This is a genomic window from Flavobacterium sp. N2270, from assembly GCF_025947225.1.
Classification (GTDB): Bacteria; Bacteroidota; Bacteroidia; order Flavobacteriales; family Flavobacteriaceae; genus Flavobacterium.
Genome location: NZ_CP110005.1, coordinates 1687624 through 1704522 on the forward strand (window position 1 = coordinate 1687624; position 16899 = coordinate 1704522).

Sequence of the window (16899 nt, forward strand, 5' to 3'; positions counted from 1 at the left end):
TTTTAAATAATTGTTGGACATAAATGTTGTTTTGACCAACAAATATTTGCAATATCGTATGTCCAATTACTAGCAATAGTATGATAATATGGTTTTAATATTTTATTTTGATATACTTTATATATTGATGAAAAATAACCATCATCCATAATATTATCAAAAGCAAATGGAAAAAAATTTGAAGTTAATAAACCTATACCTAAAATTAAATCTACTGGGTGGTGTACTATTCTAGGAGTATCAAGGAATAAAGTATTTCCATATTGAAATTCATCCTCATCTAGTGGGTTGCTTGCGATTTGAAGATGATATGTAGGATGTGGTTCAGTTGCTACTTTTGAAGGATCGTGTTTGTCAATATGAAAACAGAAGTAATGAGGTTGATCCCCAATACCACGAATTACTGCATTAAAATTCAAATCTATTAAAGGGTCATTTAAATCATTCCAATTTTTATAATTAGCCACTAATTTCATATTTAATATTAGCTCTACTTTTTTATGATTTATACCCTTTGGACGCATGTGTTTAGTTGTGTCAACTGGGATTATTAAATCACAAATCTCATAACCCCATAAATCATCATTGGTCGTACCATCTTTTAAAAAAGGAGCTCTTTTTCTTAATTCTTCAGCGGCTATATAAATTGGAGTTGTTAAAATACTTCCTGAAAAAACGCTTTCAATAATTTTAGCTGCAGTGATTAAGTCGTCCGCTCTAGATTGTCTAAATTGTTCAATTTTCATTTAAAGCTATCTTTCATTAATTGTATCTTTTCATTTTCACTAAAATGTGGTTTTAAACCTTTCTTTTTAATTCCTTCAATTGCTATTGCGTAGAAAGATAAATACTTCGGTTCTTGCCATGGTTTTAAATCATCACTTTGAAAAACTTTAAAACCTTCAATTGGATCTAAAGGTAGTTTTGTTTCTTCACAAATAGTCCAAAAATTTGAACTTACACAACATTCAATAGGTTCAGCTTCTTTTAAATTTTTAAGAGAAAATGCCTCTTTTAAAATTTCCACCCTTTGAATAGCATTGAGGTTTGTTAATCTTTTTCCTTTACTTACCTCCTTAAAAAAGGAATTGATTTTATCCATCCACCATCTTTCCCAACCATCATTAAATAATCCTGAAAATCTAAAAGGTGATAAATGTTGTTTTAAAGCATTCCAGTCATCTCCTGAAGCGTCAATATTAACACCAAGTCTTGATGCTAATAGACGCTCTTTAATTAATGCTCCAGGATGATTAAATATTTCCTTTATTACAAAATGAGCATAATCATATGCAATAACTTTATTCTCTGGATCTTTAAATTTATCTGTAATTCTTGGGTCAAAATTGTAGATATCTTCTCTTTGTAAAATATCTTCTATTGTTCTGGACTTTTCATTAAGCCATTTGTAGCCGTTTGCCAAAGAATTTAATTTTTTTGAAAATCTTTCCCAATCCGGTTCGTCTCCTTTTAAAAACTTATAATCAAACAAATCATGACTTGTTTTATCAGCATCATAAGTAGCTCGCATTCTTTCATCTGTAGAGCATAGAATTATAGGTAACGACTTTAAATTCATTTCAGGTTCTGATACAGCCATCCTAAGCTCTTGTGCAATAGATGGAGCATTATATGCAACATCCAATTGCATATTTTGATTTAATCTGAAATCTAAAATTAAACCATCATAATCTTTTAATTTTGTTGACAAATCTTTTATCTGCTCCTTAAAATTCATTGGTTGTTCAACATCAATATCGATAATACCTTCATCTACAAAACCATCTCTAATAGCGGTTACGGACTCGTCATTTTCATCATCTATATATAAGTATTTAAATTTGCTCATTATTAATATTTTCAGGGATTTCTACTCTAATTGTTGTACTAAAATTATTTTCTGTTTCTGCTACATAAATAGTACCGTTGTAGCTCTCAATAATGTCTTTTAAAATTTTAAGTCCGAGACCAGTTCCTGTTAAAGAATCTACTTCAGAATCTTGATGACTAGATGCACTTGAAGTAGTGAAAAAAGCATTAAAAATTTTATCCTCATCTTTTTTATTTATACCATCTCCATTATCTGAAAATTCTAAGTAAACATTATTATTATCTCTACCACATTTTATAAATAACTCCCCTTTAACACCTTTACGTTTAATCGCTTTTTTTGAATTTGTATAAAAATTAAATAGAATTGAAGACCATTCTGAAGGATGCATAGGTATAGTGTATAAATCAAAATCATTAAATACTGGCTTGCGAAGTATAATACCAGACCTCTCAATATCTTTTTTAATAACATCCATAAAATCATTAACAGCATTCCTTAATTCGATAGGCTCTAATTCTCTAAAAACATTTCTTGAAATTGCTCTATCAAAATATGATGTATATGCAGTGAAAGATTTAATATTTGTTTCCAATCTTTCAACACGATTGAGAGCTTCAGCATAGTCTTTAACAACTTTTTTTAGAAATCTTGTATCTGTATCAAAACCAGGTAAAAATCTTTTTACTTCATGAACAAATTCACCGATGACTAAACCTAATGCAGCTAATATTCGTAACATGTTAATCTCTTCAATTAACTTTTGTTTTTCAATTTCTTCTTCTTCTCGAGCTTGCTTAAACTCTTCAAAAGCTTTATTAAATTTTTCTTTTTTATCACTATGTTTTTTTGAATCTAAGTGTTCATTCTCATCAGTTTCTTCTTCTTCAAAAATTTCTTTTATCTTTTCAATAGCTGTGTCAACTTTTTTAGATGGATTTTCTGTTTTTTCCCAATTTTTTTGACTTGTTGTAGATTTTCGTCCTCTTAAATCTGCAATTTTAATTACCGCACTGATTAAACATCTTTGAGTGAAATTAACTAATTCTTGAAATGCCTCATTTTCAAAAAGGCCTTCTCTACTTGAAGTTTCATCAAATAAAAGTCCTGACTCATCAGTGATCTCAACAAAACCAAAAAAATTAATATTTCTATGAGATGATAGAATTACTCTTTTTGCTGTTGATTCGTCTAACCCTAGCCAATCATTTAATTTTTCACCATAAGGAGGAACTCTAAAACCGTTTCTATACATTCTAACACCACCACGTTCATTTGCAACTTCTCGAATAAACGTCATCGTTTGAGTAGGTATTAATGAACTGTCATATAAAAAGTAGTAACATTTAAAATGAACTCCTTTTATAAAATTAAATTTTGATTCTGGTGAATCTTTTTCTTTTCCAATTAAAAAAACTTCTTGGGGAAAATTTAGTTTTTCACTTTCTAATGACCAACATCCTTGACCATCTTCTAATACATAACCTTCAATTTCCGCTAATGCATGCTTTAAGAAAGCTTCTTCTTCGTCAATAATTAAATTATCTTCTGATATATATTCTCTGTAATATGAACTATTAAAACCAGGATCTATTTTAATTTTATCCTTTTCTTTTCTCTCTTTAGAAAGAGGAAAGGGTTGTAATAAATCTGAAGTATACCTATAAACTTTTTTTATTGTAGCATCACTCCAACCTTCTCTTAAATTTTCAATAATTAAATTTGTACCTTCTTCTTTCTCTTTTGCAATAAGCTCAATTGAATTTGAAATAGTAGAAAGGTCTATATCAGAGGCAAATTTTTTCCAGTCTATTGATATTTTTAAGGCATAATCTAAGTCTGATTTTTGAGTAATTATAGTTAATTTATCTCCTAAACGTTGAGTAGCAAATCTTCCAATTCCTTTTCTTCCAGCTCTTATTCTTTGATACTTATTTGAAATTGGATTATGAATTTTTTCAGAAGATGATAGTCGCATAAAACCATTGACTAACTCTTCTTTATTCATACCGGTACCATCATCAATAATCTCTAAAGTTCCACCTTTATTCCAAGCGTTTATATAAATTAATTTAACATTTTTGGCATCAGCATCGTAGGCATTCTTTACTAATTCAGAAACTGCTGTTTCTTGACGTCCAACAAGTTCTTTACCTAATCTATTTATTATTCCTGCATCAACAGAAAATCTTACATTAGAATCATCTAATTTGGCAATTTCATTTGATAAAGATATAATAACACTATTATCAGAAACATCTTTTGATATTTCTTCTGTTAATTTCTTTTTTAATTCTATTAATTTAGAAGTACTTTCCATAGGTTATTTATCATTTATTAATTCTGAAATACTTATTTCAAGTAATTCAGAAATTTTAGAGAGTGTATTTAATGTAGGTTGTACATCATTAGTACACCACCTTGAAATAGTCGCCTCATTTTTTCCTAATTGTTCAGCAAGCCATTTACTAGTCAAGTTCTTTTCAGCTAATACTACTTTCAATCGATTAATTGCTTTTTTACTCATAAAGTTTGCATTATATGCAAATATATTGAATTTAATTACAATTCAGAAGTATTAATATTATCTAAATAATACTGAAATTCATATAATTCAATGAGTTCTTCTATTTGATTTGGCATTTTAGCAAGTTGAACAAAATTGATTTTTTCGCAAATTGATTTTTCTCCTAATAAGTCTTTAAGTATAATATATATAATTTGTTTAAATGTTTTAGTATTGCAACGAATGTAGTAGTTTTTTAAGTAAATGATAATGTCTAATTCTTTAGAGTTTACATCATAGTCGAGTGGAAGAAACTTTACTTGATTAGTTTTGATTGTTAATTCTTGGATAACATAATGATCGTCTAATCTTTCTATGATTTTATCTATTTTTTCGGTGAGTTGAATAAATACTATAAATCTCCAGTTTCTTAAAACAGGAGCATTGTTGATTAGTTGGATTACTTGGTCGAAGTATTCCGGATTACCGTTTGCTGTAATGATGAGTTCTGATTTTTGATTTACCTTTTTTGGTAATACAATAATAAAATCTAATTCTTTACAATAATACCCTAATTGCTTGTTTAACCAATAGCATATTTGGTTTTGATTGTGTTGTGTTTCGTTGATTAGGTTTTTTATGGTTTGGTTGTTGTCTTGGAACCAGTTCCAGAAGATGTTTATTTTTCTCATGATTTAGTTAATTTTAAGTTGATGGTTTGCAGTTATTATTTATTGTCCCTCGACTGCGCTCGGGATGACGGTAAGGTACTTCGACAAGCTAAGTGTGACAAGAGTTTGCTTCGTTCCTCGCAATGACGGTTAGCGTTTGTCTTGTGTTGTTTTGTCGAATGCGATGAGGTTTAGCATGGCTCTAAATCTTGAGCGAACTCGATTGCCATACATGGTTTCTATTTCTGAAGCTGATAGGTTTGTTGTTATATGGGTTTTTACTTTTCTGGAGATGAATAGATCATATCTTGATAAGATTATTTCTGCCATCACATTACATTCATTTCCATAGTATTTTAGATTACTTTCTACTCCTAAATCGTCAAAACAATAGTTTTTATATTCTGATTGAGAATAGCTTCCACGACTGTATCGGTGAATTATTTCATAGCCTTCTTTTATGAATTCAAAACTTATATCTCGACAGGTTTTTAGGTAGAATTTATTCTCTTTTGGAGCAACATATTTCATTAGTGTCATTAATGTAGTTTTACCACAACCCACTGGTCCAGAAAGTAGAATTCCTTTTGTTAAATCTATGCCTAATTGATTGGTAGTTTCCTCATCGTTTAAGAAGTAAGCGATTAGTTTTGTAATGTTAGCTATGTCTTGTTCCAAGAATTGAAATTTTTCTCCATAATCTTGTTTGGCTTTTTGTTCTAGCCATGTTAAGATTTCTGGGTAGTTGTATTTTGAACTCATAGTTGATAGTTAACGGTTAACAGTTTACAGATTGTTTGTAATAAGAACAGATCCTGAAACAAGTTCAGGATGACAGTTGAAGAGAACCTGAAACAAGTTCAGGTTAAAGTGGTTCTGCATAGTTTTTATCCTCAGTAACTTGTAAGTGTTTGGCTCTTGGTTGTTCTTTTGTTTGTAGATTTTGTGGAAGATTAACTGTGAATTTTGCTGTATTCAACATCCAATTTCGAGCTGCTGCATGCCAATCTATCATTTTAGTTTTACCACCAATTAACCAACCATTACTTGTGTAATAATTGTAAAATCGTTCTGCTTCAAATTCTGAATACTCTTGTTGTTTGAAATATTCTTTGACTTGTTCTAAACTTGGCTTTTCGGCTTTTTCTTTTTTTGCGGAACTTTTTTCTTTTTTATTATTTATACTTAAAATAAAATCATCTTGATTAAAAATTTTAAAATTGTTGTCTATAGATATGTTTTCATTGTTTTTAGATGTTTTTGTATTATTATATATATTGGGTTCATCAACTTGTTCAGCACCATTGCTATTGGCTAGGTCATTTATTGGTTGGGTTTGGTCAATAATTGAACTGGTTTGGTTTTTAAAAACACTTTTTCTATCTGATAGATCATGTAATATTACTTCTGAACCGGAATACGGATTGTATGATGGTAAATATTCTATAAAGCCCATACTTTGCAATTCTTTAATACACTTATGATAAGTAGCTTTTGAAGCTATTCTACTGGTTTTCATCATTTCTTCTCTAGAAATAGTTATTGGGTTTTTAAAACGATTGATATTCCAACTTTGGAATAAGGCAATGTATAGACTTATGTGTGTTGGATAAATGGTTTCTTGAGATGCAATGCGAATGAAGAAACCGGTTAGGTGTTTGATGTAATTCATTTTGTTAGTGATAAGTGACTAGTAATTAGTGATAAGTGACTAGTATTATTAGAACCTGAAACAAGTTCAGGTTGACAAATACATTTTTACTTAAAAAGAGTTGGAACTGCATGTACTTTATTTCCGTTCAGTAGTTTTTCGATGTCTGCATTGTCGTAATACATGATACCGCCAACTTTGGTATAGGTTAGTGTGCCGTTAATTCTTAAATTTTGTAAAGTTCCTGGAGAAATATTTAACAGCTTTCTGACTTCTTTAGATTTGAGCCACTGTTTTTGCTGTTGGGGTTTTGAATGAATGATTTCTTTTAAATCATTTAGGAGAAGACTACGGAATTCGTTTAAGTCTTCGCGTGTAATAACTTCGATTGCCATAACTGATATTTTAGATTGTTATGGTACAAATTTGTGAAGTTTGAATGGTTTTATTTCACAACGGGGTTCATGTTGTGAACGATTTTTATTTAAATAACCTCATCTGAACTTTCCATTCTTTTCAATAATGCTTCATTTAATGTTGTAATGAATTTTGTGTTTTCATTCTTTCTTGCTCTAATTTCAAGGAATGCACGACGGTATTGCCCTAAATCAATTTCAAAAACATGTTCAAAATATTCAGCAATATCTTTTAAATCAGCGGCACCATTATTGAAAACACCTTTCGTATGTAAAGCATACATTAATTCAATTAATGAAACTTTTGAGCTTGTCCAAGTCATTTTTATGTTCGGTTTGCGTTGTGATTTTTCACAAGAGTCTTTATTGTCAATCATAATAATTTGATTTTCTAAATACAATTGGATTAAATCGTTAGCTAATATTCTAGCTACTTTGAAGTCATGAGAGGTTGAAAAAGTTTTATCGGTTTCAAAGTAATAACTATCTAATGCCATTTTAATATCGAATTTACCTCTTAAAAAGTATTTATAATCTAAATAAGTACTTCCTGAACGGTAATATTGATAAAATTCAAGTTCGTTGTCAAAGAAAGCTTTTAGCTTTAAAAGCTCATTGTTATAATATTTTTTTAATATTCTACTTCCACCATTTGGTCTTTTCATTTCAATCTTATAAATCATATTGTTGTATATAAGTTTAGAAGAGAATTGAGGCTTTATTTCTTTAAAAAATTGGATTTCTTCAGTTTCAGATTTGAATTTGAATTTTGAAATTAAGTTTTTCAAATTAATCAATACTTTTAAAATAATTTCAATGGAACTTTCGCAACGAGTTATCTGATTATCAATTTCTAATTCGATAAAATTTAGTTGCTCGTTGAGATCGGATAATAATTTGGTTGTTTTTATATTCAATTTAGGATAAGTAGTTTTATGTTTAAATTTACAGTAGAATCTAATAGAAAATATTACTCCAGAAAGCATCAATTCTTCTAATAATCCACTTGATTAAAAAAAAATTTTTCATAATTGATTTATTATTAATTATCTAAAAACCAAAACCTAGACTAAAAGCTATACGTATTCCATCAATTGAATTATATACTCCAAGGTTTGTTGTTATAACATCAACTCCAGACATGAAAAAACCACCACCATAAGAGTTATTCCATTTGTTTGAATCTTCATTATCAAACCAAACTCTTCCATAATCAAACCCACCAAATAAACCAAAACGGATTGGTATTAATTTGGTTTTTATTTTATCAAAACTATATCTTAAGTCAGTATTTTGGAAAACATAACTGTTACCCGTAAATCGTTGATTTCTAAACCCTCTTAACCCATTAGTGCCACCAATAGAAGGTGCTTGATAAAATTCGAAATTATTACCTAAATTAACTTGACTTTTTATTCTACTAGCCAATACAAGTTTTCCTGATGATACTAATTTATGAGTAATACTTAATTCGGGAATTAGATAAGTATAACCTCTGTTGCTTTGGTCCAAATTCATTTTATAACCAATATCAACACTTGATTTAAAACCTATAGTAGGGTATGCCTTATTATCATAATTTTCAAATTCAAATTTGGTATTTATGCTTCCAAATTGATTAGTCTTAAAAATATAGCTTGGCAATTGAGAACTGTTTTCTACATATCTGTTTTGAGTATTTTCTACTTCAATTGACTCATATCCTAAACCAAAACTAAATTGACTACCACCATAAGCTCTATAAACCAATGAAGGATTAAGTTGAAATTCGCGAACTCTTACTCGATTGTAGTCAAGTCCAAAAGCATTTTCTAAATTTTCAGTTTCATTACCAAAACCAAAAAAGTTTAAGGTGTAGTTAGGACTTTGAAAAATTGAATTAATTTTTAAGTTTAAATTGCCAATAATATTAGCAAATTCACCTTGATATTTAATTTCATAGCCATTAGTAGCAAAATAAAAAGCCGTGTTGATTTTATGCTGGCTAGTAAATGGATTTCTTTCGAAACCATAAGTTGTATAGGTGTTATTGATTCCAATTTTAATGCCATCATCTGGATTTGTACCAATGGTCGGAATTATTTGATTGAAATTATTTTTAAGTTTCTTATAATCGTAAACATTGGTGCTATATTTATCTTGTAGTTTAATCGTAGCATTATGTATTTCTTTTAGTGTATTTGGCTTGGATTTGTAATCATATATTACTATATTTTTACCGTTTTCAACAATGTATTCATCTTCATTTTGACCACCAATAATTCTAATTTTTATTTTTTTTATTTCATCTGTTATATTAAAAATGTCATCATCATCTAACCCATAAATCCATATTTCCTTTGTAAGTTTTGGGTTGTAAGTTCTATTATGAAAATAATCTATATTTGAATTTTCTTTCCATTGATACATTGAAACTTCTACATTTCCATTTTCTAATCCATTTATTTTTATAGAATCTTTTTTATTGGTTGCGACAATAACGGCATATTTATTTATTAGCTTATAATATGAATCGGCTATGGTTTGTAAATTGGTTTTTCTGCCTTTTAATAGATGTTTAATGGTTTCAATAGATTCATCTTGTACTTCTTTTGGAACAGTATTAAAAGCTTTGTCTATTACTTCATTGGTTAAATCATTTTGTATTTCTGCAACTTGTTTATCCCAAATATCCTTATTGGATTGTGATATAAATGCGATATCTAAAGGATAAGGTTCTATATTAAATCCTTTTACATCTTTTAAATCAGCTGCATATTTTCGTAATAATTTGGAAGCAGGAATTAGGTGAATTGAAGTACCTAACATAAAACCATCAGACATTTTAGAAAAAGCTTGATCTCTATCTCTTGGCAATGGTCTATATATTGTTTTGTTATTTTCTTGATATTCTATCCAAAGCCATTGGTCGTAATGTCTATCCCAATCACCAATTAACATATCAAACAATCGAGCTTTAATGTATGCTTGTTCGTCTATAACTTTTGTATCGTCTTCATGAATTTTTTCAATAACATCTTTGGTGTTTATAATGTTTCCCGTAAAATTTCCATTAGTCAATTGAGTATTTCCTTCAGATGCATATTCTTCAAACACGTATAGTTCATTACCATATTCTTGATTGTATTTTTCCAAATTATCTTGTTTGGGAATATAATATAGGTGCGAATTCAAATATGGAATATTCAAACTACTAGACAACGATGCCACAACAAAAGGTGCGTAAGGATATGAGCCAGTAAACACATCTTTCACCAGTGATTCTGAAGCTGTGTTCTCAAAATAACCTTCAACATATTGGTCTTTAAAAGCTGAAGCTTGAATATATTGAGTGGCATTCTTTTTTAAAGCTCTCATTACAAATCTTTTTCCCTCTTTTGTTTGTAAATGAAGCGTTTTGGATTGTGTGCCACCACCTTTACGTATAGGAGTTAAACCACCCATAAGAGTGTCTAAATAAGCTACTTTAGCATTTACAGGAATACTATAGTATTTTCTATATCTTTCTCCCCATAAAAATTTAAAAAAGGCATTTTTAGAGGTTTCTTTATTTGTATAAATAGACGCTTTGACTGAATCTTGAATTATTTTAGGATATTTTATTGTAGATTTTTCAAAATCAGAAGGAAAAACTTGTTCATTAAAAACTATTTGATTGTTTTCTGCTGCAATAAAATTAACTTCTGAAGAACCATCTTTAAAAAAATTCAAAACAGCAAATCCACTTTTAGGGTATGCAAATTTACCTCCTTTTACTAACCGTGTAGCCGTATTTTTAGAACCTGAACCACTAATGATTTGCGGAATATTGTCTTCAACAAGATATTGTAAATTATGATCATGTCCAGAAACAAAAATTACATTATCGTTTTGTTGTGATGCCGTTACTAAATTTTGTTTTAATTCGTTGTAAAACTTGTTTGATAAGTCTGCATTAGAAACACCAGTGGTATTTCTAAAAAGGTTTTTAAGAGACCCTAAAATTGGGAATGGATTAAGATGGTTTTTTAAACTATATTGTCCACCATGAGATCCATTGGTAAACATAGGATGATGAATGGCAACTACTACTGTTTTTCCTCTTGCTTTTTTTATTTCGCTTCTAAATTCGTCAAAAAAATCTGTACGTGTTTTTATTTCGCAATTATCGTTTATGGTTGGGTGTTTGTCCCAATTAGTAATATACCATTGTGAATCAACAACTAATAAAATGGTTTCATCATTAATGTTTACTTTTTTAATTGCACAACCATTTTCAGGTAAAAAAGTGTTAGTGCCTAATGCTTCTTCAACTAATAATTCTTGTTGGTATAATCCTGAAAAACCACTATACCAATCGTGATTTCCTGGAATAAAGATTACACGACCAGGAAATTTTTTTGCTACGTTGATTTGTAATGATAATGCAAATACAGCATCCTTTTTTTCTGGGCTATCTATTTTGGGAATACCTTTTGGGTAAACATTATCTCCCAAGAATAGCAATAAATCTGAAGTGTTCGCCTTTTTAATTTCTTTTTCCAAGGCATTAAGTGCATCCGGAGCATTTCCATTATCAGGTTCTCCAACATCACCAATTAAATAGATTTTAAAAGTAGGTTGCTGTTTGTTTACTTCTAATACAATTTGGTCTTTTAGTTTAGGATTCAGTGATGCACAACTATATAATAAAAGTGATGAAAGGATAATTATTGATAAAAATGTAAAGTAAGCTTTCATATATATCGATTAATTGCTTTTTTTTTATCTAATTTAAATACTAAAAATAGCATAAGTAAGTGTTGCTAATACACCTATCAATAGAACTATAACTGAAACATATAATAATTGTTGTTTTTTAGTAATTACCAATCCTAAAAAGTAAATATCATAAATCATTTCATCGTAAACGGAATTTCCGCTATCCATGATGCGTTCAATTTCTTTCTTAAATTCAGATAGCGACTGTTTTGAAAAATTAGCGGCATATAACGTTCCTTTATAACCGCTGTTTTGAAAAACTTTACCTAAATACCTATGTGGCAACATGCTTATTAATGCAAAAATCATAGACAACATACTGCTTATTACCAATATTTTAGTACCAATATTTATGTTTATTGTTTTAGATTCTGTTGTAATAAAATGAATACCAAATAGTAAAGAAGTAATGATAGAATTTACTGTTAAAATAATTCTTGCTTTATTATCAATCATCTTTAATAACATGTAGTGATTTCTTGATAGCGTTTTAAAAAGTGTTTGCACTCCACGAGTGTCAAATTTCGCCAATTTTTCTTGACGCAAACTACTTTTACTTTCTTTATTAGTGTTTTCCATAGATATTAAATTTTACATAAGTGCGTAATTTCGTCTAAAACCCGTTTAATTCTAATTTCAGATATTCCAATTTTTTTCAACATATAAGAAGCTTTAAATAATTCTTTAACCAATACAATATCTTTATCAATTAGTTGGTGTTTTTCTTTTATGGTTAATGTTGTTAATACTGTTACTGGATATAATCCATAAGTATCAATATTGGCTTTTATACCATTGGCTTTTGGGTAATCCCAGCTTAATAAAGTTAATCCAACACATTTTGCATAGTTTATTGCATCTAGTGTAAACCTTGTATTTGTAACCAACCAACCTTGTTTGAGGTGCGTTGAATTGTTAGAATTAGTATTCCATTGTTTTTGTATGTCTAAAAACCTTGAATTTATGTATAATGGAATTTTGACATTACTAACCACTTTAGCATCAGAATGAAATTTACATTCAATTGCATAAACGTTTCCTTCTTTTTCTGCCAATACATCTATTTCATGTGTTACGCATTCGCCATTTAAAATAACACTGACTTTTGTTTCATATCCTTTTTCACGTAATAAAGCTCCAACTAATCTTTCAAACGGATAACCCGTTGGGCCTAATTCAAAAATAGCCCGTTTTAGACTATATCGTGAAGCTGATGTTCGGTTTGATTTTTTTAAATAAGCATACGCTTTTTTATATATTTCATTTGTAGAAATTCCGTCATAAATATCTGGTTCTATTTTAGATATAATGTTTTCAATTTCTTCTTTAGTTGCACCACTATGTTGAAGTGATTGTTCTAGTTTATGAGTTAAAAAAGGTTCAACTTCTTTATTACTCTTCTTTATAAATATTGGTTTTTCTTTCATAAATATTGTTTTAAAAACGTAAAGTTTCGGTCATAATACCAAATCTAATTGAGCTGATTTGATGTTGGAAATAAATATTATAATAATCCATACCTTGATAGAATTGAACAAAAAATCCAATGTCTTCTAAAAATTTGGGATGATAATAAACAATTAAACTGGCATTAATTCTTTTTGAATTAAAAGTATCCCAATTGTTAATATTATCTAGCATCAAAGTTGTTTCTGCTTTTACAGAAAAGTTTGCTCTTTGTTCACTACTTTTTACAAGGTTTGTTTTCATAGGAAGTTTATAAGCTAAAAAAGTATTGTGCCATCGCAATCCGCTATATTGACCATGAAGTTCCTCTAACATCCAACTCTTTGGGTGAATTTCAACAGAACTTTTTATAAATTTGAAAGCTTTCAAGTTTTGACTATATGATGATTGTAAAAACCCTAATTCTAAATAGTTTGTTGCAAAATTTCCTGATTGTAAATTGACTTTTCCATCATCTGTATAAAAATTACCATCTTGACCATTAGAATGATGAGCAATTTTACCAAATAAAGTTAATTTATTGGCTGCATCTTTATGTCCTGTTAAAAAATAGAACGCAATTTGAGGTATGTAACTAGGTGTTCTTACTGGATAAGAGTATTCGTCATACATTCGTATAATAATTTGAGAAGTAAGCACTGCCATTAATCTAGAATCTTTACGTTCTCTAATCTTAAAATTAGGGCTAACATTTGCCTCAAACATTAAAGGTTCTAAATTTCCAACATCAAAAGGAAAAGTAACATAACTTTCTCCTTGATTTACTTGTGCTATTTTATCTAAATCAAGTGAAGTTATTGAATCTGCTTTAGTTTGTGCATATGTAATATTTGAGACTAAAATAACAAAAACTAATACTATACTATTTCTCATAATTTTATTTATAATATTCATAATTAGACTGATAAAGGTTATATCATTTTGAAATAGTTTGACTTCGTTACTTATAAATAATTTTAATACTTTTTGTTAAGTTTTCATCTATTTTAAAACTAGCTTTGGAAAAATTAGGTCTATTTGTTAAGTTGATATTTTGATAATTCGAAAAACCTATTCCTTCTATAGGTAGAATGAATTTTTTGTCAATTTTGCCATTTTTATTTTCGTCATGAAGTATAAATACTGCATATTTCCCTTTAGGAATATTATTAAATGTTATAGTTGATGAATTCATAGAAATTGTACCAACTTCTTTTTTATAATAGTTTTTAATTTTCTCATCAGGTATTGAACCCTCTTTATTGTATAATAAAAAAAGAACATCTCCATTAGAGTTTCTTAAATCTGAAACTTTAACCGTTAAAGAATAGGACTCTTGACCTTGAGAATAATTGGATAAAAGAACTAAAAATAATGTTGTTATTAGTTTTTTCATTTTTTAGATGTATTTTCAAAAAACCACCATTTTGGTTTAATTTGTTGTTTGATTAATCCAAATTTTTCAATTGCATGAGTTTCTAGATGTGTTACTAAATCAGGTATTGAATCCGTAACGTAAAGTAGCTTCATATCTTCTGGACTAATGCTTTCATTTTCAACCATAATTTTAATATGATGACAAAGTTCTTTATGATATTCTGAATCAAAAATAATTATTGGAAAGTTTTTAATTACTTTGGTTTGAATTAATGTAAGTGCTTCAAATAATTCATCTAAAGTTCCAACACCACCCGGCATTACAATAAAAGCGTATGAATATTTTATTAAAACAACTTTACGAACAAAAAAATATGGAATATCTATCCATTTATGTAAGTATGGGTTAGGTTTTTGTTCTCGTGGCAATACAATATTGCAACCTACAGAATATCCGCCATTTTCAAAAGCTCCTTTATTTGCCGCTTCCATTATTCCTGGACCACCACCAGTCAAAACAGTAAATCCTAGTTTAGAAATTTCAGCACCAATTTTTTCTGCATTTTGGTAATGTTCTGAATCGGGTGTAAATCTAGCAGATCCAAAAACGGTTACACAAGGGCCAATAAAATGTAACTTTCTAAAAGATTTTATAAAATTAAATTGAACCTTAAAAGTAAACATGAGTTCTTTAAATCGAGATAGCGGCCCTCGAATAAATAAAGATTCATTTGTAATTAATTTATTTTTATGCTTTTTCATGTTACATTATTTTAGTTATCAGAGATTATAAATCAATCTCTTGTCCCATTAAAGCTACAACGCAATCAAAACCATATTTCTCGTTTATTTTAATACGTAGTTCATCTGCTGGAATATTTTCACCGTGAACCAAGAATACTTTTTTAGGTTTATTTTCTAATATTGAAAGCCAGTTGATTAAATCTTGCTGGTCGCCGTGAGCTGATAATCCTTCAATTTCAAGAATATTTGCTTTTACTTCATAATATTTTCCATGAATTTTGATGTCTTTTGCACCTTCTAATAATTTTCGTCCACGAGTTCCTTCAGCTTGATATCCAACGATAATAACAGTTGTTTCAGGCAAACCTATATATTTTTCTAAATAGCTTAATACTCGACCACCTGTAACCATTCCGCTAGCAGCAATGACTACTTTAGGTTGTTTATCATAAATAGCTTCAATTGTGTCTTTATAATCGATAATCATGGTAAACATTTTACACATTTCAACACATTCGTTTGGAGAGAGTTTGTGCCATTTTGTGTTATTTTCAAAAACGTCTAATATTCTTATTCCCATTGGTGTATCAATGATGTAGGGAATATTTGGAATTTTACCTTCACTTTTAAGTTGCCAAAGCAAATACATTACCGTTTGAGCTCGTTCGACAGCAAAACTTGGAATAATGATTGTGCCGCCTTTGTTGACTGTATTGTTAATGTAAGTTTCTAGCTCAAATTTTGTATCAGTGTCTGGATGAATTCTATTACCATAAGTGCTTTCAAGAAAAATATAATCGGCATTTTTCGGTTTTGTTGGTGCATACATAAGTACATCGTCATCACGACCAATATCTCCAGAAAAAACTAATTTTTTATTTTCAATCATTAAATCTATTGTACAAGCTCCAATGATATGTCCTGCATTTGTAAAAACTGCCTCAATTTCAGCATCAAGATTGACAACTTCATTCACTTTTACTACTCTAAAAAGAGGAAAAACTTGTTTGGCTTGTTCTACTGTATAAAGTGGTTTTGCAATTTGGTGTTTTGAATAATGCCCTTCATTAGCTTTGTTAGCTTCTTCTTCCTGAATTTTTGCACTATCCAATAAAATAAGTTTTGCGATGTCTTTGGTTGGACTCGTGCAGTAAATCTTACCTTTAAAACCTTGATCAACTAATCTAGGCAACCAACCGCAATGGTCTAAATGACCGTGTGTAAGTAGAACAAAATCAATTGTTGATGGTAAAACTGGTAATGGTTCCCAGTTGAGTTCACGTAAGGGTTTTATGCCTTGAAAAAGACCGCAATCTATAAGAATTGTTACTCCGTTACTTTCGATTAGTGTTTTTGAACCCGTTACAGTTCCTGCACCTCCAATGAATTTAATTTTCATAATGTTTTATTTTTTACTGCATTTAGCAAATTATTTTAAAAATTATCTATGTTATATTTCCTTATACAAATAAATCATCTTGGTTTGGTTCTATACTTTAAAACTATCAAATAGAGTC

At 29.1% G+C, this 16899-nt stretch carries 16 protein-coding genes; all 16 read right to left on the reverse strand.

The annotated features are described in order from the left end of the window. Positions 1–2: 2 nt before the first annotated feature. A complete protein-coding gene (locus OLM55_RS07850) occupies positions 3–746 on the reverse strand; it encodes a hypothetical protein (RefSeq protein WP_264558357.1) in 744 nt (247 codons plus the stop codon). Beyond that, positions 743–1849: a hypothetical protein gene (locus tag OLM55_RS07855; RefSeq protein ID WP_264558358.1), complete on the reverse strand. Its 1107-nt coding sequence runs from the start codon at positions 1847–1849 to the stop codon at positions 743–745. Before OLM55_RS07855 ends, OLM55_RS07850 begins: the two co-directional genes overlap by 4 nt. Beyond that, complete coding sequence (locus tag OLM55_RS07860; protein WP_264558359.1) at positions 1836–4151, reverse strand: sensor histidine kinase; 2316 nt, start codon at positions 4149–4151, stop codon at positions 1836–1838. Before OLM55_RS07860 ends, OLM55_RS07855 begins: the two co-directional genes overlap by 14 nt. Positions 4152–4154: 3 nt before the next feature. Further along, positions 4155–4358, reverse strand: coding sequence for a helix-turn-helix transcriptional regulator (locus tag OLM55_RS07865; protein WP_264558360.1), 204 nt, complete (start codon positions 4356–4358; stop codon positions 4155–4157). A gap of 35 nt (positions 4359–4393) precedes the next feature. Then, a complete protein-coding gene (locus tag OLM55_RS07870; protein ID WP_264558361.1) occupies positions 4394–5029 on the reverse strand; it encodes a hypothetical protein in 636 nt (211 codons plus the stop codon). 129 nt (positions 5030–5158) lie between these two features. Continuing rightward, complete coding sequence (locus tag OLM55_RS07875) at positions 5159–5770, reverse strand: ATP-binding protein (protein WP_264558362.1); 612 nt, start codon at positions 5768–5770, stop codon at positions 5159–5161. 103 nt (positions 5771–5873) lie between these two features. After that, positions 5874–6680 (reverse strand): transcriptional regulator, encoded by an 807-nt coding sequence (locus OLM55_RS07880; RefSeq protein ID WP_264558363.1) that lies wholly within the window; start codon positions 6678–6680, stop codon positions 5874–5876. Between the two features lie 86 nt (positions 6681–6766). Beyond that, a complete protein-coding gene (locus OLM55_RS07885; protein ID WP_264558364.1) occupies positions 6767–7054 on the reverse strand; it encodes a helix-turn-helix domain-containing protein in 288 nt (95 codons plus the stop codon). Positions 7055–7143: 89 nt separating this feature from the next. After that, on the reverse strand, positions 7144–7863 hold the full coding sequence (locus OLM55_RS07890; RefSeq protein ID WP_319800090.1) for an RteC domain-containing protein: 720 nt from the start codon (positions 7861–7863) through the stop codon (positions 7144–7146). A 262-nt stretch (positions 7864–8125) separates the two neighbouring features. Then, positions 8126–11794, reverse strand: a complete 3669-nt coding sequence (locus OLM55_RS07895; RefSeq protein WP_264558366.1) for a metallophosphoesterase — start codon at positions 11792–11794, stop codon at positions 8126–8128. A gap of 33 nt (positions 11795–11827) precedes the next feature. Further along, the gene (locus OLM55_RS07900) at positions 11828–12394 is read right to left on the reverse strand and encodes a Pycsar system effector family protein (RefSeq protein WP_264558367.1); all 567 of its coding nucleotides are present in this window, start codon (positions 12392–12394) and stop codon (positions 11828–11830) included. A 5-nt stretch (positions 12395–12399) separates the two neighbouring features. Next, complete coding sequence (locus tag OLM55_RS07905; RefSeq protein WP_264558368.1) at positions 12400–13242, reverse strand: restriction endonuclease; 843 nt, start codon at positions 13240–13242, stop codon at positions 12400–12402. Positions 13243–13252: 10 nt separating this feature from the next. Then, positions 13253–14155, reverse strand: a complete 903-nt coding sequence (locus OLM55_RS07910) for a hypothetical protein (RefSeq protein WP_264558369.1) — start codon at positions 14153–14155, stop codon at positions 13253–13255. A 67-nt stretch (positions 14156–14222) separates the two neighbouring features. Next, entirely contained in the window at positions 14223–14657 is a 435-nt protein-coding gene (locus tag OLM55_RS07915; RefSeq protein ID WP_264558370.1) for a DUF2141 domain-containing protein, read from the reverse strand. Continuing rightward, the gene (locus OLM55_RS07920; protein WP_264558371.1) at positions 14654–15400 is read right to left on the reverse strand and encodes a TIGR00730 family Rossman fold protein; all 747 of its coding nucleotides are present in this window, start codon (positions 15398–15400) and stop codon (positions 14654–14656) included. The genes OLM55_RS07915 and OLM55_RS07920 overlap by 4 nt, the downstream gene beginning before the upstream one ends. A gap of 25 nt (positions 15401–15425) precedes the next feature. Next, the gene (locus tag OLM55_RS07925; protein WP_264558372.1) at positions 15426–16781 is read right to left on the reverse strand and encodes an MBL fold metallo-hydrolase RNA specificity domain-containing protein; all 1356 of its coding nucleotides are present in this window, start codon (positions 16779–16781) and stop codon (positions 15426–15428) included. Between the last annotated feature and the right edge of the window lie 118 nt (positions 16782–16899).

What these genes read in the sequence shown, in the direction of transcription:
- OLM55_RS07915 (WP_264558370.1), bottom strand. Translation starts at nt 14,657, where the DNA reads ATGAAAAAACTAATAACAACATTATTTTTAGTTCTTTTATCCAATTAT.
- OLM55_RS07885 (WP_264558364.1), bottom strand. Translation starts at nt 7,054, where the DNA reads ATGGCAATCGAAGTTATTACACGCGAAGACTTAAACGAATTCCGTAGT.
- OLM55_RS07865 (WP_264558360.1), bottom strand. Translation starts at nt 4,358, where the DNA reads ATGAGTAAAAAAGCAATTAATCGATTGAAAGTAGTATTAGCTGAAAAG.
- OLM55_RS07925 (WP_264558372.1), bottom strand. Translation starts at nt 16,781, where the DNA reads ATGAAAATTAAATTCATTGGAGGTGCAGGAACTGTAACGGGTTCAAAA.
- OLM55_RS07875 (WP_264558362.1), bottom strand. Translation starts at nt 5,770, where the DNA reads ATGAGTTCAAAATACAACTACCCAGAAATCTTAACATGGCTAGAACAA.
- OLM55_RS07910 (WP_264558369.1), bottom strand. Translation starts at nt 14,155, where the DNA reads ATGAGAAATAGTATAGTATTAGTTTTTGTTATTTTAGTCTCAAATATT.
- OLM55_RS07870 (WP_264558361.1), bottom strand. Translation starts at nt 5,029, where the DNA reads ATGAGAAAAATAAACATCTTCTGGAACTGGTTCCAAGACAACAACCAA.
- OLM55_RS07920 (WP_264558371.1), bottom strand. Translation starts at nt 15,400, where the DNA reads ATGAAAAAGCATAAAAATAAATTAATTACAAATGAATCTTTATTTATT.
- OLM55_RS07905 (WP_264558368.1), bottom strand. Translation starts at nt 13,242, where the DNA reads ATGAAAGAAAAACCAATATTTATAAAGAAGAGTAATAAAGAAGTTGAA.
- OLM55_RS07860 (WP_264558359.1), bottom strand. Translation starts at nt 4,151, where the DNA reads ATGGAAAGTACTTCTAAATTAATAGAATTAAAAAAGAAATTAACAGAA.
- OLM55_RS07900 (WP_264558367.1), bottom strand. Translation starts at nt 12,394, where the DNA reads ATGGAAAACACTAATAAAGAAAGTAAAAGTAGTTTGCGTCAAGAAAAA.
- OLM55_RS07895 (WP_264558366.1), bottom strand. Translation starts at nt 11,794, where the DNA reads ATGAAAGCTTACTTTACATTTTTATCAATAATTATCCTTTCATCACTT.
- OLM55_RS07855 (WP_264558358.1), bottom strand. Translation starts at nt 1,849, where the DNA reads ATGAGCAAATTTAAATACTTATATATAGATGATGAAAATGACGAGTCC.
- OLM55_RS07880 (WP_264558363.1), bottom strand. Translation starts at nt 6,680, where the DNA reads ATGAATTACATCAAACACCTAACCGGTTTCTTCATTCGCATTGCATCT.
- OLM55_RS07850 (WP_264558357.1), bottom strand. Translation starts at nt 746, where the DNA reads ATGAAAATTGAACAATTTAGACAATCTAGAGCGGACGACTTAATCACT.